Origin of the sequence: Novosphingobium sp. P6W, from assembly GCF_000876675.2 — a bacterium.
Lineage (GTDB): Bacteria > Pseudomonadota > Alphaproteobacteria > Sphingomonadales > Sphingomonadaceae > Novosphingobium.
This window is the reverse complement of sequence record NZ_CP030353.1, coordinates 279,732-299,011: the sequence shown is the minus strand read 5'-3', so window position 1 is coordinate 299,011 and position 19,280 is coordinate 279,732. Positions and strand designations below refer to the sequence as shown.

15 protein-coding genes and 1 pseudogene are annotated in these 19,280 nt (G+C 59.2%); 12 read left to right on the top strand and 4 right to left on the bottom strand.

Annotated features, from left to right (window positions below; all coding sequences use genetic code 11):
* Positions 1–187 precede the first annotated feature (187 nt).
* The 10 genes from TQ38_RS17780 to TQ38_RS17735 all read left to right on the top strand — a co-directional run bounded on the left by TQ38_RS17780 (position 188) and on the right by TQ38_RS17735 (position 14,631).
* The gene (locus TQ38_RS17780; protein ID WP_043975118.1) at positions 188–2,977 is read left to right on the top strand and encodes a bifunctional aconitate hydratase 2/2-methylisocitrate dehydratase; all 2,790 of its coding nucleotides are present in this window, start codon (positions 188–190) and stop codon (positions 2,975–2,977) included.
* Positions 2,978–4,099: 1,122 nt separating this feature from the next.
* The gene (locus TQ38_RS17775) at positions 4,100–6,511 is read left to right on the top strand and encodes an AMP-binding protein (RefSeq protein WP_240198126.1); all 2,412 of its coding nucleotides are present in this window, start codon (positions 4,100–4,102) and stop codon (positions 6,509–6,511) included.
* A gap of 132 nt (positions 6,512–6,643) precedes the next feature.
* Entirely contained in the window at positions 6,644–7,105 is a 462-nt protein-coding gene (locus tag TQ38_RS17770; protein WP_240198125.1) for a helix-turn-helix domain-containing protein, read from the top strand.
* The gene (locus TQ38_RS17765; RefSeq protein ID WP_082057586.1) at positions 7,066–7,470 is read left to right on the top strand and encodes a transposase; all 405 of its coding nucleotides are present in this window, start codon (positions 7,066–7,068) and stop codon (positions 7,468–7,470) included. The genes TQ38_RS17770 and TQ38_RS17765 overlap by 40 nt, the downstream gene beginning before the upstream one ends.
* Positions 7,467–7,820 (top strand): IS66 family insertion sequence element accessory protein TnpB, encoded by a 354-nt coding sequence (tnpB, locus tag TQ38_RS17760; protein WP_043973229.1) that lies wholly within the window; start codon positions 7,467–7,469, stop codon positions 7,818–7,820. Before TQ38_RS17765 ends, tnpB begins: the two co-directional genes overlap by 4 nt.
* A 49-nt stretch (positions 7,821–7,869) precedes the next feature.
* Positions 7,870–9,429 carry an IS66 family transposase gene (locus TQ38_RS17755; RefSeq protein ID WP_043973231.1) on the top strand — a complete coding sequence of 520 codons (1,560 nt, stop codon included), beginning with the start codon at positions 7,870–7,872 and terminating at the stop codon, positions 9,427–9,429.
* Positions 9,426–10,007, top strand: a complete 582-nt coding sequence (locus TQ38_RS17750; protein WP_043973519.1) for a UPF0149 family protein — start codon at positions 9,426–9,428, stop codon at positions 10,005–10,007. Before TQ38_RS17755 ends, TQ38_RS17750 begins: the two co-directional genes overlap by 4 nt.
* A gap of 47 nt (positions 10,008–10,054) precedes the next feature.
* Positions 10,055–10,918 (top strand): ROK family protein, encoded by an 864-nt coding sequence (locus TQ38_RS17745; protein WP_052505678.1) that lies wholly within the window; start codon positions 10,055–10,057, stop codon positions 10,916–10,918.
* A 113-nt stretch (positions 10,919–11,031) separates the two neighbouring features.
* Entirely contained in the window at positions 11,032–13,533 is a 2,502-nt protein-coding gene (locus tag TQ38_RS17740) for a TonB-dependent receptor (protein ID WP_240198124.1), read from the top strand.
* Positions 13,534–13,653: 120 nt separating this feature from the next.
* A complete protein-coding gene (locus TQ38_RS17735; RefSeq protein ID WP_043975113.1) occupies positions 13,654–14,631 on the top strand; it encodes a glycerophosphodiester phosphodiesterase family protein in 978 nt (325 codons plus the stop codon).
* A gap of 87 nt (positions 14,632–14,718) precedes the next feature.
* Here the strand turns inward: TQ38_RS17735 and TQ38_RS30620 are convergent.
* The 3 genes and pseudogenes from TQ38_RS30620 to TQ38_RS17720 all read right to left on the bottom strand — a co-directional run.
* A pseudogene (locus TQ38_RS30620) lies at positions 14,719–14,859 on the bottom strand (IS630 family transposase); the annotation flags it as partial.
* 77 nt (positions 14,860–14,936) lie between these two features.
* The gene (locus tag TQ38_RS17725) at positions 14,937–15,596 is read right to left on the bottom strand and encodes a response regulator transcription factor (protein WP_043975110.1); all 660 of its coding nucleotides are present in this window, start codon (positions 15,594–15,596) and stop codon (positions 14,937–14,939) included.
* On the bottom strand, positions 15,593–16,684 hold the full coding sequence (locus tag TQ38_RS17720) for a sensor histidine kinase (RefSeq protein ID WP_205316159.1): 1,092 nt from the start codon (positions 16,682–16,684) through the stop codon (positions 15,593–15,595). The genes TQ38_RS17725 and TQ38_RS17720 overlap by 4 nt, the downstream gene beginning before the upstream one ends.
* Positions 16,685–17,136: 452 nt before the next feature.
* Here TQ38_RS17720 and TQ38_RS17715 point away from each other — a divergent pair, with 452 nt between their 5' ends.
* The gene (locus TQ38_RS17715; RefSeq protein WP_043975108.1) at positions 17,137–17,388 is read left to right on the top strand and encodes a hypothetical protein; all 252 of its coding nucleotides are present in this window, start codon (positions 17,137–17,139) and stop codon (positions 17,386–17,388) included.
* A gap of 6 nt (positions 17,389–17,394) precedes the next feature.
* Here TQ38_RS17715 and TQ38_RS17710 read toward each other — a convergent pair whose 3' ends face one another.
* Complete coding sequence (locus tag TQ38_RS17710) at positions 17,395–18,531, bottom strand: sensor histidine kinase (protein ID WP_043975106.1); 1,137 nt, start codon at positions 18,529–18,531, stop codon at positions 17,395–17,397.
* 303 nt (positions 18,532–18,834) lie between these two features.
* On the opposite strand from TQ38_RS17710, the gene TQ38_RS17705 reads away from it, so the two are divergent.
* Positions 18,835–19,017, top strand: a complete 183-nt coding sequence (locus TQ38_RS17705) for a hypothetical protein (protein ID WP_043975104.1) — start codon at positions 18,835–18,837, stop codon at positions 19,015–19,017.
* The last annotated feature ends 263 nt before the right edge of the window (positions 19,018–19,280 follow it).

Below are 19,280 nucleotides of genomic sequence, written 5' to 3'. Positions count from 1 at the left end.
ACGCTCGCTTGCGACCGATTCTCAACTGCTCAAAGTTGCATCCAAAACGCCATTTTTGTCGGCATTCGGTGCCTTGCCAGCTAGGCCCGGTTGGCTTACCGGGACGCCATCTGTCTCCACGCCGGTCAACGTTTTCGGAACGCAGCGCCGAATCCGGGTCCGTGCACCTCATGATGTTGGGATTACGATGAGCGTATATCAAGATTACCTGGCCGAAATCAAAACCCGCGAAGCTGAAGGGCTTGCTCCCAAGCCGATCGACGACGGCAAGCTGATCGCTGAAATCATCGCTCTCATAACCGATGCCGGCAGCGCGCACCGCGCCGATGCCCTCAAGTTCCTCGTCTACAACACGCTGCCCGGCACCACCAGCGCGGCAGTCGTCAAGGCGGCCTTCCTGAAGCAGGTCATCCTGGGCGAAACCATCGTCCCGGAAATCACGCCCGCTTTCGCTCTCGAACTGCTGTCGCATATGAAGGGCGGCCCCTCGGTCGAAGTACTGCTGGACATCGCTCTTGGCGATGACGCCGCGATCGCCGCGCGCGCGGGCGAAGTTCTGCAGACCCAGGTCTTCCTTTACGACGCCGACATGTTCCGCCTGCGCGATGCCTTCAAGGCCGGCAATGCGGTCGCCAAGGCCGTGCTGGAAAGCTACGCGAAGGCAGAATTCTTCACCAAGCTCCCCGAGGTCGAGGACGAGATCAAGGTCGTCACCTTCATCGCCGGCGAAGGCGATATCTCGACCGACCTGCTCTCGCCGGGCAACCAGGCACACTCGCGCTCGGACCGCGAACTGCATGGCCAGTGCATGATAACCCCCGAAGCGCAGCAGCAGATCGTGGCGCTGAAGGCCCAGCACCCCGACAAGCGCGTGATGCTGATCGCCGAAAAGGGTACGATGGGCGTTGGTTCGTCGCGCATGTCCGGCGTCAACAACGTGGCGCTGTGGACCGGCAAGCAGTCCAGCCCCTACGTGCCTTTCGTCAACTTCGCCCCCGTCGTCGCTGGCACCAACGGCATCTCGCCGATCTTCGCGACCACCGTCGACGTGACCGGCGGCATCGGCGTCAACCTGAAGAACTGGGTCAAGAAGATTGGCGAAGACGGCAAGCCCATCATCAACAATGACGGCAATCCGGTCCTTGAACAGGCGTTCTCGGTCGAAACCGGCACCGTCCTGAAGATCGACGTCAAGGGCAAGACCCTGCGCGACGAGAACGGCAACGAACTGGTCGACATCGCCGCTGCCTTCACGCCCCAGAAGATGGAGTTCATGAAGGCCGGCAGCTCCTATGCCATCGTCTTCGGCAAGAAGCTCCAGACCTTCGCCGCAGAGACCCTCGGCGTCGAGGCGACCCCGGTCTACGCCCCCAACAAGGAACTCACTGCCGAAGGCCAGGGCCTGACTGCGGTAGAGAAGATCTTCAACCGCAACGCCGTCGGCGTAACGCCGGGCAAGGTGCTGCACGCCGGTTCGGACGTGCGCGTGAAGGTCAACATCGTCGGTTCGCAGGACACCACCGGCCTGATGACCGCCCAGGAGCTTGAGGCGATGGCGGCTACCGTCATCTCGCCGATCGTGGACGGCGCCTATCAGTCGGGCTGCCACACGGCATCCGTCTGGGACAAGAAGGCGCAGGCGAACATCCCGAAGCTCATGTCCTTCATGAACAACTTCGGCCTGATCACCGCGCGCGATCCCAAGGGCGTCTATCATGCGATGACGGACGTGATCCACAAGGTGCTGAACGACATCACCGTGGACGACTGGGCGATCATCATCGGCGGCGACAGCCACACCCGCATGTCCAAGGGCGTGGCCTTCGGTGCGGACTCCGGCACCGTGGCGCTGGCACTGGCCACCGGTGAGGCGACCATGCCGATCCCGCAGTCGGTCAAGGTGACGTTCAAGGGCTCGATGCAGCCGCACATGGACTTCCGCGACGTGGTCCACGGCACCCAGGCGCAGATGCTCAAGCAGTGCGGCGACAACGTGTTCCAGGGACGGATCATCGAAGTCCACCTTGGCACGCTGCTGGCCGACCAGGCCTTCACGTTCACCGACTGGACTGCGGAGATGAAGGCCAAGGCCTCGATCTGCATCTCGCAGGACGAAACCCTGATCGAGTCGCTGGAAATCGCCAAGTCGCGCATCCAGATCATGATCGACAAGGGCATGGAAAATGCCGCCGGCACGCTCAGGGGCCTGATCGCCAAGGCCGATGCCCGCATCGCCGAGATTCGTTCGGGCGAAAAGCCCGCCCTGGCTCCCGACGCCAATGCGAACTACTACGCCGAGGTCGTCGTCGATCTGGACCTGATCGACGAGCCGATGATCGCCGACCCCGACGTGAACAACGCCGACGTATCCAAGCGCTACACCCACGACACGATCCGCCCGGTTTCGTACTACGGCGGCACCAAGAAGGTTGATCTGGGCTTCGTAGGCTCGTGCATGGTGCACAAGGGCGACATGAAGATCGTCGCGCAGATGCTCAAGAACATCGAGAAGACCGAAGGTACGGTCTCGTTCAAGGCACCTCTCGTCGTCGCGGCTCCGACCTACAACATCATCGACGAGCTGAAGGCGGAAGGGGATTGGGAAATCCTCCAGAAGTACTCGGGCTTCGAATTCGATGACGTGAAGCCGAAGACCTCCACCCGCGTCGAGTACGAGAACATCCTCTATCTCGAACGTCCCGGCTGCAACCTGTGCATGGGCAATCAGGAGAAGGCGGAAAAGGGCGACACCGTCCTCGCCACCTCCACCCGCCTGTTCCAGGGCCGCGTCGTCGAGGACAGCACCGAGAAGAAGGGCGAATCGCTCCTGGCTTCGACCCCGGTCGTGGTACTTTCGGCCATTCTCGGCCGGACGCCGAGCACCGAGGAATACAAGGCAGCCGTCGTCGGGATCGATCTGACCAAGTTCGCTCCGCCGAAGGCTCCTGTGATCGACCCTAAGTCCGTCCAGTTCTAAGCCTCGGACTGGATCTGTCAGAGTATTGACATGGCTCCTCGGGGGCGGCGGCGCATGTGGTTTGCGTGTGCCGCCGCTCCTGAGCCATGGGTGCATTCCGATGCTGACGCTCGAACGTCAGATCGGGCAAGAACCCTGGTTCGATGGTCAGGGGCTTGCTCGGCAGTCGTAGCCGGAGCTGTTCTTCGCCGGGAGGCCCAGCCTGGACGAGCTTCGTCTAGCCGACCTGTGGCACGCTGAATCTTGCACGCCGCGCCTATCTAGCTTGCTGTGCCGCTCAGCGTGGGCGTTGCCATCTAGTTCGTGCGCGGTTGACTCGCACGTATGGGCAGGAGCGGGGCTGACCTGCCGTGATTTCTTTGCTGCTTCTCCAGCGCTTCCTAAAGCTTCATCCCGATTTCCGCGAGCGGCTGCGGCAGCGGCATCGGCTTGGATTGGGCTCAGCCAGACGAGAAAGCGCTACACGAGCGCCAACATTCTGGCCCATCTGATCCGCCTGTCTCTGAATGCGGCGGTCGACCAGTGGCGGGTCGGTGCAGAGGTGGCAAGCGCGCGAGACCGACGCGGCGATGGAGGTCGCAGACAGTGCGCAGGGCCCGCTGCAGGTTGTCAAAGGTGAACGCTCGAACTGCGCCAAAGCCCTCAACATAGTGCCTTGGACAGGGCCCGCGAGTGTCTCGCGCGGCTCAAGTCTCGCGATGCGACGCATTCAACCCTCCCGAGATGGTGCCTGGCTCCATCTACACGGTGAGCGTGGAAGCGGCACCACTCCGGCTTCGCTATCTAGCCACGATCCGAAAGCCGCATAGCGCGCAAACCGGATCGGTGCTTGGCAGGGGCGCTCCATGAACCCCCATCCTCCGACCAAGCTTCTCGGTGGGCATTTCTCACTACTTGCTTGAGATCATGAGCAGAAATATTCTTCGGAATGCTGCATTGGTCGCGCTATGTCTACATGGCTGATTCGTGCTGTATTCATTACAATCGCCCCGGTGGCGATCAACACGAGGCTCCATAGTGCGGCAACAAAAGTTGACATCCGTAGCACTCGTTACGCGGAACTCTCTGTCTTACATAGAAAACGTATTTGCGCTTAATGAAGAACGTAAGCCGTTTATCAATGTGGCCGATGAGAATCACGCTAATACGTTGACCGGGTTGGATATTGAGTGCTGCATTTCTCCGGATGAGGGATGTGGCTGGTTTGTTGAAAACCACCCGTTGATCTACGACGATATGCCAGCTCAAGTTACTTATACATCGGGCACTGAGGGCAAGCCTAAAGGCATCGTCCTCACTTACGCAAATATTGCGGATACAGCGGAGCGGATCATCAGCCAGATGGAGCTGACCGCCGATGTGCGCGAGTATATTGGCGTACCGGTTACCTACAGCTTTGGAATTGGCCGAGTCCGTGCAGTCAGCGCGGTAGGAGGTCGATCATATCTGCCGCCCCGTGGATTCGACCCTCTTGAGCTTTCACGAATGCTCGGGTCAGGTGAAGTCAACGCCTTGTCTGCGGTCCCTACGCTTTTGCGGATATTGCTGAAAGCGAAAGCGGTCATCGGGGATGCCGGCAAAAATCTCCGCTGGCTGGAAATTGGCTCGCAATACATGACTGGTGCTGAAAAGCGCGAGGTTCGCGAGCTTTTTCCCAACGCCCGCATCGTTCAGCATTATGGGCTCACGGAAGCGTCCCGTAGTACCTTCCTACAGATCTCGGAAGTGCCTGATAAACTCCTGGAGTCCGTCGGCATTACCGTCGGCGGAGCCGAGGTGGCTATATCGGCTGAGGGAAGGATCCGTATTCGTGGTCCGCACGTCGCCCGTTGGCGTGTGGATACAGATGCGTTGATCGACATTTGCGATCCCGATGGCTGGTTGGAAACCGGTGACCTGGGTCACATGAAGGACGGTCACCTTTATTATGATGGCAGAGCAGACGACGTAATAAATACTGGCGGCATTAAGATTAGCCCCGACATGCTTGAAGCACGTATTGGCGAGATTCTGGAGCAAGCCGGCAAGGTCGTCGTTACCAAGGTGCCTGACGCTCTTCGTGGTGAAGGTGTTCTGGTTGCGACGGACGCGCCGGCCCTTAACGTCGATCAGCTTTATTCCGCTTCGGCAGAGGCCCTGAAAGAGTTCGGTGTAGTTGTGGGAGATGCGCTGCACGTCAGGGTCAACTTGACGCTTCCGCGGACGGCGACTGGAAAGCCAATGCGCCGTCTCCTGACCGATGAATTTGTCGAAAGTTCTAAAGCCGCGGGGGTTGATACTGCGGCGGATCGGGCGATTGAGGCATGGCCTTGCGACGTGGAGGATTTCTTTCGGGAATTTTTTCCCGGACGGCGTATCCGGCGAAACGATAGCTTTGAAAGCATGGGAGGGGATTCGCTTAGCTACATCCAGTTCTCGCTCGGATTTGAGAGGCGCTTTGGCTCCCTGCCCGCAGAATGGGAATCAATGACGATTGATCAATTGGATGGCAGTGTAGAAACTACTGAAAAAGGGAAGTGGCTGAGTTTGGACGCAGCCATATTGACGCGCGCGTTCTTCATGATTTGCATAGTTGCCCTGCACTTCGACACATTTGTTTACAGCAAGAATTGGGGTGCTGCGTATTTTCTGTTTATGCTTTGCGGCTACAGCATCATGCGTTTTCAGTGGCCTGAAATCAGCCGGACTGGAAAAACAAGCACGATATTTGGAACTGCTCTGAGTGTTGCTGTCCCGACTGTTTTAGTGACTATTGTGATGCAACTTTGGTCGAGAAAATTCGAACTTAAGCCGTTGCTACTTATATCGAATTGGTTTGACCCTCATCAATATCATGTCGCTTATTACTATTTTGCAGAAATATACATTCAGTTGATTATTATCGTAGCTGCAATAATTTCGTTTCCGGCCGTAAGGAAATTTATGAAAATTAAACCTATGGTTTTCTGCACTATTTTGTTATTTGCAGCAACTATAGTAAGTGCAGTGTCTGAAAAAATCTGGGATACAAGCTACATCTACCATCGGACACCTATCTGGTATTTTTGGACGGTCGCCGCCGGTATGTTGATGGCAAGCGCGCGTGATATGCAAAACCGTGTTCTGGCTATGGCGATTGTGAGCGTCGCTGTAGTAGACCATCATGGATTTACGTCTGCCAGCGCCTATATATCGGCCGGTTCGGCTTTGCTGCTTTTTGGGACTTCAATCAGGGTTCCTTCTGCGGCAAAATTGATAATATCTGAGATCGCCGGTTCGTCGATGTTCATGTATCTCAGTCACTGTCAGGTCTGGTCGCTAGTTATGCGGCTGTTTCACGGTCCGCGACCGTGGATTGCTTTGAACATTGCAATCGGAGTCGGTATTGTCTTTGCACACACATACCACTGGATCGAACGCAAGGTGCGGGCATTCTTGAGTGGCCGTGGTGAGGAGGGCGCTACGGGCATTCTTCTGGACGCTCATCTGCACGAGCGAAGTATAGAGGTTCTGAAACTGCCAGTTGTCACTCAAGCGGCCCACGCTATTAATTGATGCGATAAAATATCGATTGAATTACGATAAATTATCTCAGCCAGCGCCTTGGTCGGGCATTGTCGGGCCTGGCCCAGACCAAGCTCTCGCTGTCGGAAGCGGGATTCAGTTCCGCGGCATCAGACATTAAACTTGGGAACGCGGGTACGCTTTCATTTTGTTGACACAGCAAAATTATATCGGGCCAATATGAGGCTTTTGATCGCTCCCGAAATCACCCTGACCGAAACACAGAAGCGCATTCTGGTCGAACTGCGCATCAAGGGTCCCACGCCGCGCATGGTTCTGGCTCGCGAGCTTGGCATCAATACCGCGACCATTACCCGGGTCACTCAGCAACTTACCGCCCTGGGCCTTATCGAGGAGCGGGATGGTTCGCAATCGACCGAACGCGGACGCCCTTCCGTCCCGTTGGCAGTTTCAGGAAAAGGAGCCTGGGCAGTCGGAGCGACCGTCCATCCCGGCTGGTTGGAACGTAGCCGCTGCACCCGCCCCACGTATTCCGAGAGCTTGCTGATGGTTAGGCTCGCCCGAGACGATGAGGAGATCGGGCAATGTCGGATGAAATTGATGCAGGGGCAAACGGCGGTTTGACGTGTGCGTCGCACAGTACAACTGCGCGTTTGACCGTCAGTTTGCCGCCCGGACGTCGGCGCTACGAGCGTTGGCCGGATGACGTACGCGACCGCATTCTGGCTGAGAGCTTTGTGCCAGGAATGACTGTGGCGCAGGTCGCCCGCGATAACGGCGTCGGCCTTGGCCTTTTGCACTATTGGCGTCGGCAAGCGCGAGCAGCAGGAGCCGTCGAGGAATTGCGGTTCGTACCCGTCACGCTGGCTCAGGAGAAGCAACTCGAACCTGGCGGCTTGGAGTTGGTGGTACGAGACGTGACGGTTCGGATCATGGGCGCGGTCGAGATGGACCACCTGCGCGCGGTACTGGCGGCGATCCGGGAATGATCCCGATCGACGGAAGCGTACGGATCTTCGTGGCGACACAGCCGGTCGACTTCAGAGCCGGGATTAACCGGTTGATGGGGCTGGTGACGCACGTGCTGGGGCATGATGCCTGTGCGGGCGATGTCTTCGTGTTCCGCAACAAGGGCGCGGATAAGGTGAAGTTGGTCCGTCATGACGGGTCAGGCGCGGTTATGGCGACGAAATGGCTCGACCGTGGGAGGTTTTACTGGCCACCCATGCAAGGCGGCACGATGGTCCTGAGCGGGCCGCAATGCACGGCATTGTTGTCGGGTCTGGACTGGAAGAAATTGCCATCCCAGGAAGCGCGCAGACCCCTTATTTTTGGCTGATATCTGCGGTTTTCTGTAGCGGCAAAGAGCCGGTGTGGTATAGTCAGCCATGCCCGCCCAAGCCGACGATCTCCCTGAAGATATGGAGCAAATGGCGGCTCTGGTGCGTGAGCTCCAGGCAGAAAACGCCCAGCTGCGCGCGCTGCTCAAAGGCATGGCCCATCAGGCCTTCGGCAGCCGTTCGGAACGCGCCAGCGCGATCCTGGGCGACCAGGGAATTCTTGATCTCGGCGACCTCGTAACCACGCCGGCTGCCGCAGCTAACGACGATGGCGACGCCGAAGACAAGCCTGCCGTCGCTCGCCCACGGCGCAAGCGAGGCGTGATGGCACTGCCGGCCCATATCGAGCGCGTCGAGCGCGTGATCGATCCCGACACGCTGGATTGCCCCTGCTGCGCCGGCACACTCCACAGGATCGGCGAAGATGCCAGCGAAGCACTCGACTGGGTGCCGGCCATCGTTCGCGTCATCCGCACAGTGCGTCCTCGCTATGCCTGCCGAAAATGCCGGGAGGGCGTCGTTCAGGCGCCGGCACCGCGCCGCGCGATCCCGGGCTCGATGGTCACCACCTCAACGCTGGCCTGGATGGCGACGGCGCGCTTCGCCTGGTCGATCCCGCTCAATCGGCAGTTGCAGATGCTCGCAGGCCAGGGCGTCATCCTCGACCGGGCATTACCGAGCCGCTGGATGCGTAAGATCGCATGGTGGGTGAAGGCGCTCTATGATCGCCTGCTTGCCTACATCCACAGCCAGTCCCGGATCTTCTGCGATGAGACCCGCATGCCGGTCCTCGAAAAAGGGCGAAGACGAACCCGCACGACACAGTTCTGGGCGCACGCTTGTGATGACGGACCGTGGTCAGGCCCGGCCCATCCGGCAGTGGTGTATATCCATGCTCGCGGACGGCGGCATGCCGAGGCGTTCGAACAACTCGCCCGCTACCAGGGCGTTATCCAGGTCGACGGCTATGGTGCCTACAAGGCGCTTGTGCGCAGTGGTCCGGGCCGAGGTAAGATCACACTCGCCTTCTGTCTTGCCCACGCCCGGCGCAAGTTCGTCGATGCCTACCGCAAATCGCCATCGCCGGTGGCCGCGGCAATCATCGCCCTGATCAGTCAGGTCTACGTGGTCGAGGCGCGTGTGCGCAAAGGCACCGCCGCACAGCGCCTCCAGGCTCGTCTCGCCGAAACCGCCGACGTCATGGCGAAGATCAAGGCGCAGATCGACACCATGCTTCCACGTCTGTCGCCGAAGTCCGATCTGGCCAAGGCGATGCGCTACACGCTCAACCATTGGAAGGGGCTGACGCTGTTCCTGGAAGACGGCCGGATCGAGGTCGATACCAACACCGTCGAGCGCGGCATGAGAAATGTGGCCCAGGGCCGCAAATCCAGCCTCTTCGCTGGTAGCGAGGAAGGAGCCCAGACCTGGGCCGTCATGGCATCGCTTCTCCAGACGGCTCGCCTGGGCGGCCTGGATCCCTACACCTGGCTGAATGACGTGCTGGAGCGTATCGTCACGGGCGCTGTGAAGATCAACGAACTGGACATCTTGCTCCCATGGAACTGGCGGCCGGCGGCAGAACCGGTAAAAGCGTTGGCGGCATGAACTTCAAACCTCGCACATCGCAGGGCCGGACCCTCTCGCTCGAACAGCTCGAGATATGGCTCGACGAGCTTGATCCCCCCGTAGCTGGCGTCTCATCGATCGACGGCTTCCTGGCCGCAGTCGCCGCAGGCCCCAGCGTCATTGACCCCGACGTATGGATCAGGAGCATCCTGCGCGACCATGCTCAAAGTGCGCGCTCGGCGCCTGCGCGCCGAACGATCCTCAAGCGGTATAGCCGCATCTGCATCGAGCTCGCCGAGAAGCCCGAGGCGTACGCCCCGATCTACATGCGCACCGAGGAAGGCGAGGTACTGCTCGAGGACTTCGCCAACGGGTTCTTCACAGCCATGCATCTCGACATGGAGGCGTGGAAGCCCTTCATCGCCGACCCGGAGTTCGGCTACCCGCTCGCGGCACTGCTTGGCCACAGAACAATTACAGGTGGCCCGTCATGGATCGAACAACTGGGTGATCCGAGCGCCAATCTGGCAATTGCCGATACGTGGCGCATGGTCCCGCAAATCATCTCGCTGATCCATGACCAGTGCGCCTTCGCGCGCATGACGCCAGCAGCCTGATATAAATCCTGCCACCACCAATGCGTGGGGTAGGATCAGCGGTTACGTTGGAACTGGCGATTGTAGATTTCAGCGGAGCCCTTCTGGTTCATGACGCCCACCCGTTCACCGATCCTGATCCGCGCACGTTCGCGCGAACGATCGACGCACGCCTGCGCGGACTGGCGGCCACGCACGGCGTGATGCGCGGACGGTTCCTGGGCGTCGGCATCGCGGTTCCGGGCTATGCTCTTCGGGCCGATCGCAACCGGCGCAAGGTGGTGGACTGGCTGCCGCCATGGAACGACGTGCCGCTCGACGAGGTCATCGGCGATGTCCTGGGCATGCCCGTATGGATCGAAAACGAAGGCACCGCCGCCGCCCTTGCCGAATATTACCAGAGCGGCGTCATTGGCCAACACCGGTCGGTCCTGGTGCTTTTCCTTGGTCACGGGTTTGGGGGCGGGGTGGTCGCCGACCGCGATCTGTTTTCAGGAGAGCATGCGAACGCTGGCGAGGTCGGCCGCCTGTTCCCCGGGAACGGCCCACGTCCATCGGGGATAGACCTGATGGCAACATTAAAGCGGAGCGGGGTCAGCATTGATTCTCTGGCGGAATTGGCGGACCTGATGCCGAAGCACCCGGATATTTTCGAGGCCTGGGCTTCCCGCGTCGCCGCGCAGATAGAGCAGGCCATCATCAGCGGCGTTGCGTGGCTCGACCCGGGAGTGGTCGTGCTTTCCGGAGCTTTGCCGCTGCCCTTGCTTGATGATCTGACCGCCCGCGTCCGCATTCTAAGTGACGAACGCAACTCCGGATACTTCGCGGAAAAGCCGGTAATCCTGGCCTCTTCCATCGGCAGCAAGGCCGTCGTTGTCGGAGCGGCGATGGGTCCTATCAGCGCGGTCACTGCAAAGATCGGAAGTCACTGATGGCTGGGCACTCGAGGAATTTTCAGCCCCGATTTAATTACAAGTAAGCAATTAAAACTGTCATGGACCGGCGTCATTAGCCCCGCCGAACCACTCTGCCTGGGGGCTGAACTATGACCAATCGCAATCTCATGATGCTCGGCGCTGCCGCGTCATCCCTTTTCCTGATTAATCCGGCGTCGGCACAGGATGCCGTGTCCGCGCGGCCGACATCGCCCGAAGCCATTGATGGGAAGGGCGAGGATATCATCGTCACCGGCTCTGCGCGTCAGCAGCGCCGCTTTGACGTGTCATACGCCGTCAATGCCTTCGACGCCGATGCCATTCGCGACCTGGCACCCAAGAACATGGCCGAATTGTTGGGCACCCTGCCGGGCATCCAGATCGAGGGCACCGGCGGCGAAGTCCAGAATATCACCCGCGTCCGGGGCATCCCCACCGATCGAGGCTATCTTTACTTCCAGCAGGACGGCCTGCCGCTCTACCATGAGCTGGACGGTTTCTTCTTCAATCAGGGAGACGGCATGAACCGCACCGACCTCATGACGCAGCGCGTCGAGGTGGTGCGCGGCGGTCCTGCGCCGATCTACGCAAGTGCAGCCGCGGCGGTTGCCAACGTGATCACCCGCACCGGCACCGCCACTCCGCAGGGCGAGGCGCAGCTTACACTGGGGACGACCGGGCTCTATCGGCTCGACGCCTACCAGTCCGGGCCGATCGACGAGAATACGTTTTATGCCGTGGGCGGGTTCATCCGGCAGAACGACGGCTACCGCGACAGCGGTTTCCCGGCAGACCGCGGCGGTCAGATTCGCGCCAACCTGCTGCATGAGTTCGGCAACGGGTCGATCAAGGTGTCGGGCCAGTACACCAACGACCACAACATCTTCTATCTGTCGATCCCGACGGCCTACCCGAACGATCCCTCGCACAGCCTCAACGACTATGTGGACTTTTTCAACGGCACGCTCGCCTCGGACGGTCTGCGCGACGTGAACATCCGTTACCGCGACGGCGCGGGCGTCGTGCAGAACCAGCGCGGCGATCTCGCCAACGGCCGTCATATGCGCTTCGGCAACGTCGGGCTGGACTACGAAGGCGACTTTGGTGATTGGCACGTGTTGGCAAAGGGCGGCTACACGGAAGGCCGCAGTCATTTCGACGCGCTCTATTCCACCTCCAACCCGGTTGACGCCAACAAGTTCGCCTCGGGGTACCTGAGCGCCGCGACCACGGCGTTTGGCAGCGGCGTTGCCTCGCTTGGTTATGCACTGGCCGGAAGCAACGGGCAGACCGTCTATGATCCTTATGCGGACTCCGGCCTTGTCGTATCGGCGCAGTATCGTTCGATCGATACCAGGTTCTATTCGGGGCAGGGCGATCTCAGCCTCACGCGCAAGTTCGAGACCGGGCTGGGTAGCCATGACATCAGGGTAGGCGGCTACGGCGCGCTTTGGGGCAACAGGACTTTCGCGGCCTACCAGAACTACCTTCTGCAGGTTGCCGGCAACCCCGAAGTCCTCGATCTTGTCGCTTATGGCGCCGATGGCGCGATAAAGGGCTATGTCACCGATAACGGCGCGATCCAGATCGCACCCTCTCTCAATTCGGGCGAATTCGACGGACAGGTCATCGCGCTTTACGCCAGCGACACATGGGACGTGACCGATCGGCTGCGCATCGACCTTGGTCTGCGCCATGAATGGTACAGCTACAACGGGTTCCGTCGCGTGACCGAAGTGGCCAACCTCGGCGATCCGACCACGCTGGCTGACAATTCGACCCGTGCCTTCACCGGCGCGATCGTCTCCTCCAGCCCGAAGGTCGAAGCCACCAACTGGACAGTCGGCGTCAACTACGACCTTACCGACAACCTGGGCTTCTATGGCCGTGCTTCGCAGTTGCAGGTGCCGGCCAATGCGATGGTGACGATCAACGAAGGATCCTCGCTGGCCAGCAGCAAGGCAAAGCTGTTCGAAGCAGGGCTAAAACTCGCGTTCGGGCGTTCGTACCTGTACCTGACCGCCTTCTACACCAAATTCGATCCCCTGAACGCCAGCTTCAGCGCCTATAACCCGGCGACTGGTCGCAGCGACCAGACTGTCACCTTCGTCGGCACGGCTGAGAATAAGGGCGTCGAGGCGGACGGCGCGCTGCATGTCGCCGGGCCGTTCAAGATCGCCGGTTCGGTGACGGTGCAGGATCCCAAGTACTTGGACTTCGCCAACACATCCGGCGCCGATGCCGGTGCGATCGAAGGCGCGCAGATCGTGCGCCAGCCCAAGGTCTATGGCAACATCCGCCCGACGCTGGACTTCGTCCTGGGGTCGGACCGCCTAAGTGTCTACGGTCGCTACGACTACGTCAGCCGCCGCTATGTCGACGTGACCAACACGACGGCGCTGCCTGCATACGGCTACTTTGGCGGAGGCATCACATACGAGCACGACGCCTGGCGCCTGCAGATCGTGGGGGACAACCTCACCAACGCGCATGGTCTTACCGAAGGCAATACCGCCGGCGATACGCTTACCGGGCAGGGAACACCGGAGGCTGTATTCGGCCGCCCGCTGTTCGGGCGCAACGTGCGCCTGGTCGTCAGCCGCAAGTGGTGACACCGGCCTGAGGCACTGCCCGATGTGGACGGGCGGTGCCTTGGCTTTGAACATGGGCAAAAAGCCCGAATGCTTTCGTACCCGCCCCTTTTCTACAGATACTGATCGGACCTTTCCTGCATGAAAACCTGCCATCATCTGGCGCGGTCAGCCGCGCTGACCGCTTTCCTTTTCGCAGCCGGTACGGCGAGTGCCGATGCCGGGCGCAGCCCCGCGAAAAACGCTCCCATGGACCGGGTTCGCGATCCCAACGGTGCGTTGATCGTTGTCGCGCATCGGGGCTGCCATTCGCCCGCGCCTTACCATGGCTTCGGCTCTGCGCCGGAAAACTCGCTGCTGGCGCTGGAGCGCTGCGTGCAATTGGGCGTCGATGTCATGGAAACCGACATTCGTCGCACGCTCGACGGCCATCTCGTCATGATCCACGACGATAGCGTCGATCGCACCACCGATGGCACCGGAAAGGTCGCAGACCTCACTCTCGTGCAGATCAAGAGCCTGCATTTGCGCCGGGACGAAGGCCTCACCAGCGGAGGCAAGGTAACGCCGCCGACCGATTACCGCGTCCCCCTTCTCGATGAGATCCTTGCGAAGGCCAAGGGCCGCATCATGCTCAATCTCGACGTGCAGGCCGGGCTCTATCCCGAAGTGATCGACGCGGTGAAGCGGGCGAGCGCGGAAGACTGGGTCATCGTCAAAACCTCCGTCGGTCCGGGGTCAGCTCCTGCCGCATCGATGGCCCCTTACGACGAGGTTCCGTTCATGTTGATCCCGCGCAGTGTCGACGGCGATGGTCGCGACATCCCCGCCACTATCGCCGCGCAGGTCAAGGGTAAGGTGCGTCCCGTCGGTATCGAACTACCTTACACGCCTGCAGCGGCTTTGCCTGCAATCGCGAAAGCGGCTCGGGAAGCCGGGGTTCGGGTCTGGTCCAACACGTTGTGGGACGGCTTTGCCATCGGCGCAGGCGGCGACCGCGAAGCGCTGCGCATGCCGCAGGACGTCTGGGGCAAGCTGTGGGCGCAGGGCATTTCCATGATCCAGACGGACGAACCCGAAGCATTGCTACGTTTCCGCCTGACGTTACCCAAGCGCTGAAGCCGCAGCGGTTCGATATTCACATCACCAATTCCCCACGATGCCGAATCTTCAAAAGGATCTGCCGAAGATGGTGCGGCCGATGGAGAGAACTTGGACGGACGTTGCCCGGTCTTCCATCCGCCGCGAACGCATGTCACCGCCATGCGGCTTTGGGGCAAAGTCACCCGTCTCGCGCTGCTGTGCCTGCCAGCGGGCCGCCGTTAATGGTGCAACAGCAAACCGGGCCGTGCAGCACGGATTCTGAAGCAGAAAATCGCGGTCGAAGGGAATCTCCTGCCGATTCAAAACGCTCGATCACCGTTTTAAGATTTGAGCTTGAGGACGTGCTGGTCGGATCCGTCGATCCGTCCAGCGTATCGCACGAGATCAGCCAGCGAACTGGCGCCCATTTTGCGCATGACGTGACCGCGCCGCACCTTGATAGTTACCTCGCTAAGGGAAAGCTCCGCAGCTATCTGCTTGTTGAGCAGGCCGGCGACGACGAAATCCATTACGGCCCGTTCACCCTCGTTCAGCGTTGCATGGCGCTCAAGCAGGACGGATCGGACTTCGGCACCCTCGCGAATTTGATGATCCAGCAGCAATGCCTGCTGGATAGCGTCCAGTAGATCCTGGTCGCGAAAGGGCTTTGTCAGGAATTCGACCGCGCCCGCCTTCATTGCCCTTACCGACATGGGAATGTCGCCGTGAGCAGTGATGAAAATTGTTGGCATGATGATGCCATGCGCAGCCATTTCATCCTGGAAATCGAGGCCACTCAGGCCGGGCATTCGCACGTCGAGAACCAGGCAGGAAATGCGATTCGACCGTTCGAACCCCATGAAATGTTTCGCCGATGGGAAACTCATCGAATCGATGCCGACCGAGGCCAGGAGATCGGCAAGACCTGCCCGCACCGAGGGGTCGTCATCGACGATGTAGACGATCGTATCAGGATCTGCGCCGGGCGGTGTCATGCTCATGCTGCCGCCTTTATACGCCCGGGCAGACTGAAATGGAAATTTGCCCCGCTTGGCGACCTGGCTTCCGCCCAGATACGCCCGCCATGAGATTCGACGATGGAGCGACTGATGGCCAAACCCATGCCGATCCCGCCGGTTTTGGTGCTGTAGAAAGGATCGAAGATCTGCTCGATACCCTGCGGATCGAGCCCATGCCCGGTATCACCAACGGTAAAGAAGACCGCGTCACCAGGTTGTCTGGCGACCGCAATGATCAGGGTCCGGCCTCCAGCCGCACAAGCTGCCATCGCTTCCACCGCGTTCAGCACCAGGTTGATCAGGACCTGCTGGATTTGCACAGCATCGGCAAACACCTGCGCCGCGCCAAGGTCCGCTTCTCTGGTGAGAACGACTCCGTTGCGGTCCAATTCGCTTCGGCAAAGCGCGACCACTTCGCTCATCAATATGTCGGTATCGCACCATTCGGCTTTGGCCGCCGCGCGTCTTGAGAGATTACGAACGCGATCGACGATCCCGCTCGCCCGATTGGCATCGGCGATCATGCGCTCCAGGGCCTGCAGCGCTTTGTCGATATTAGGATGGTCCCCGGCGAGCCAATTGCGGCAGGCGCCGGCGCTTGAGACGATACCGGTCAAAGGCTGGTTGACCTCGTGCGCAATGGACGTAGCTATTTCGCCCAAGGTGTTCACGCGCGACAAACGTGTGAGTTGAATTCGCGCCTTGTGTTCGGCCAACAGCGCCGAGGATCGTTGTAACGCAAGATAAGTTGTCGCCGCGATCGCGCACATGCTCAGGGCGCAATTGACGGTGCCCGCTTCGTATATCCCTTCTTCGGTGAGGATGAAACTGGCCAGCGTGAGACCAGCACACAGCGCTGCGATGGCAAGGACGCCGCGTGTCTGGAGGAACTCGGCGGCGATGAGAATTGGGACGACGTACAGAACGGCTACTGCGATCTCGTAATTCGTCAGAGTATCGGCGGCAAAGATCGAACCCAGGGCGAATATCAGAAAAAACGATCGCGCGAAGGCCCCGCCGACACGGCGCGATATCAGTGATAGTCGCTGGTTATTCGGCGATCGGATCACAGCCGGTTCCATTGAATTACTACTCGGTACGATCATGGCGATAGCCGGCGGTCGACGCTAAAAACTTGGGCTATCGCGACGGGATAAACCGGGATCAGGCGACTGTTTGAGTGTCGATCCCGGGCAAAACAAAACAAGTTGCGTGCCCTAGAGTGGAAATGTCTTCCCGTTATCGCATTTGCGATGAGTGGGCACAACGTTTTTCTGCAATATACTTTGGTATATCGGAAAGACACCATGCCTTTCTAGATAAGTATTTTCTAGTGATTATATCATTGTAGCTTAGCGCATTAGCCTGGTGCGGCCCTGACCAATCTGCATTTTCGCTAAGTGTCGAGCTTGCTGCGCAGTTATTCGTATGCGATTTCGGCAAATTAATTGGGTCGATGGGTAGCAGAAAATAGCGCGTATCTTATAAGCAGCGCGCACCTGCAAACCGGCAGGAGAGATGGATGCCTAACTATTATTTCCACGTAACCGATGGTCAGAAGTATCCAGACCTGCAGGGAATGTCTCTGGTTGATCTTCATGCGGCCAAGAAGGAGGCCGTTCAGTTCACGGGCGACATGCTCATCCAGGCGCCGGACGATTTCTGTTCAGGGAAAGAATGGTCAGTGAAAGTCGTCGACGAGGAGAAAAATTTAGTATTCGAGGTCGTCGTCAATGCACAGAGCTACGCGACGGATACGCCGGTCGCTCATTAGCAATTTCTAATCGGAATCGCGCCGGCTCACCGATGTAGCAATTTGGAAGCTGGTCTGTGTCTCGCCGCTCTGACGGGCAGGTAGCGTGAAGATGAATTTGGCCCCGCTCACCAGGTCCGATTTCGCCCAGATACGGCCGCCATGCGATTCGATGATTGATCGGCTGATCGCGAGGCCGAGACCAATTCCATCCTCCTTGCTACTGTAGAACGGATCAAAAATCTCGTCCAACCGATTACCGTCGATGCCTGGCCCCGTGTCCGCGATGGTGATCTGCGCACTTTCTTCCTGCATAGCGATCCCGATCGTCACGCCCATTGCTGAAGGGCGTTTGGTGCCTGCCATCGCTTCCAGCGCGTTGAGGATGAGATTGATGAGAACCTGCTGAATTTGAACGACGTCGGCAAAGACGATCGCGGGCCCGTCGATCACCTCTGTAATGACGCTGATGTCATGCCGATCCAGTTCCCGCCGGCACAGCGAAACGACTTCGGCAACCAGGATCTCCGCATCGACCCATTCAGCTTCTGGAGATGCGCGCTTGGACAATTTGCGAACGCGATCGACGATTCCGCAAGCTCGCCCCGCATCGGCTATTATGCGCGCAACAGCTTGCTCCGCCCTCGTCACGTTCGGCGGATCACTGCTAAGCCAGTTCCGGCACGCACTTGCGCTGGCGACGATGCCCGTGAGTGGCTGCTTTACCTCATGAGCAATCGACGTCGCCAACTCACCCAGCGTGCTTACCCTTGAGAGCCGCACCAATTGCGACCTGGACGTCTGTTCGGCCTGCAAGGCTGAGGACCTTTGCAACGCCAGATAAGTCGTGGCCGAGATGGCGCATATGCTAAGCATGCAATTGATGAGGCCCGCCTGGTAGGCGCCTCGATCGTTCAGGATCACGCTGCAAACAGTTAGAGCGCAGCATGTTATTGAACATGCCAGCACCCCGCGCACGGATAAAAACGCCGAGGCTATAAGCACCGTTGTGACGTAGAAGACCGCGACCGCAATTTCATAGTCAGTCAGCGTATCTGCGATGAAGATCGTGCCGATTGCAAGGCACAGCAATGCCAACCTAGCGGGCCTCGACGTGTGGCTGGCGGTTTGTGCCAATGCAATGTGAGGCGGCTTCGAAATCATCTGCAATCGCTCCTCCACATTTTGGCGTATGCACGATCAACAACGCGCCCCGCAGCGTATTGATGCCCTTTGCATATCCTTTCGTATATAGCCGAGACACGATGCCCTCGTAGCAAATCTGCTCGGTTGGCGGTAAGTTGTTACCAATATGCTCGCCGGCGTTCTTTGCCACTGGCGAGGGCCTAGGCGTCGTTGTGAACCTAGATTCAGGAGCCTCCATACACGGCTTGGCGCGGCAGCGGCGGGGCGCGTCGCCTTCCATCCTATGCTTGTGGATCCCCCCCAATAGAATCGAGAGGTCAAATGAATTACGATGTTCGTGCTTATAACTGGGGGATTAAAGCCGCTCAGGATAACCTTTTGATCACCGACAATCCCTATTGGACCATGTCGCACCGTGCCGCCTGGGAATCGGGCTTCTGCGTTGAAAAGCAGCAAAGCCATCGCATCGATCCGACCGCCGCCAAATCGGTGTCTTGGCGGTAAGTGCCGTCAGGTAACAGTCGACCGATCAAGACGTGTGAGAATATGGCATCACGTAGCGGGCTCTGGTCCCCCCCTGCCGAAGAGGCGGTCCGTCAGCACCTGACCATCGAAATCAGATCCCGAGCATTTTGATCAGGTTGGTCTCGCGAACCCGAACGCCGTCATTTCGGAAAATCCTGCCATATCGTCATAACATTTGAACGGCTTGTAGCGGTCAAAGTGGTTATACCGGCATGCCCAGTTGTCGGGCTTGGAATGAGTAC

Excerpts from the sequence above, each read along its gene's own strand:
- TQ38_RS17755 (WP_043973231.1), top strand. The coding sequence starts at position 7,870 with ATGCCCGCCCAAGCCGACGATCTCCCTGAAGATATGGAGCAAATGGCG.
- TQ38_RS17710 (WP_043975106.1), bottom strand. The coding sequence starts at position 18,531 with ATGATTTCGAAGCCGCCTCACATTGCATTGGCACAAACCGCCAGCCAC.
- TQ38_RS17765 (WP_082057586.1), top strand. The coding sequence starts at position 7,066 with ATGTCGGATGAAATTGATGCAGGGGCAAACGGCGGTTTGACGTGTGCG.
- TQ38_RS17780 (WP_043975118.1), top strand. The coding sequence starts at position 188 with ATGAGCGTATATCAAGATTACCTGGCCGAAATCAAAACCCGCGAAGCT.
- TQ38_RS17750 (WP_043973519.1), top strand. The coding sequence starts at position 9,426 with ATGAACTTCAAACCTCGCACATCGCAGGGCCGGACCCTCTCGCTCGAA.
- TQ38_RS17735 (WP_043975113.1), top strand. The coding sequence starts at position 13,654 with ATGAAAACCTGCCATCATCTGGCGCGGTCAGCCGCGCTGACCGCTTTC.
- TQ38_RS17740 (WP_240198124.1), top strand. The coding sequence starts at position 11,032 with ATGACCAATCGCAATCTCATGATGCTCGGCGCTGCCGCGTCATCCCTT.
- TQ38_RS17715 (WP_043975108.1), top strand. The coding sequence starts at position 17,137 with ATGCCTAACTATTATTTCCACGTAACCGATGGTCAGAAGTATCCAGAC.
- TQ38_RS17725 (WP_043975110.1), bottom strand. The coding sequence starts at position 15,596 with ATGAGCATGACACCGCCCGGCGCAGATCCTGATACGATCGTCTACATC.
- tnpB (WP_043973229.1), top strand. The coding sequence starts at position 7,467 with ATGATCCCGATCGACGGAAGCGTACGGATCTTCGTGGCGACACAGCCG.
- TQ38_RS17705 (WP_043975104.1), top strand. The coding sequence starts at position 18,835 with ATGAATTACGATGTTCGTGCTTATAACTGGGGGATTAAAGCCGCTCAG.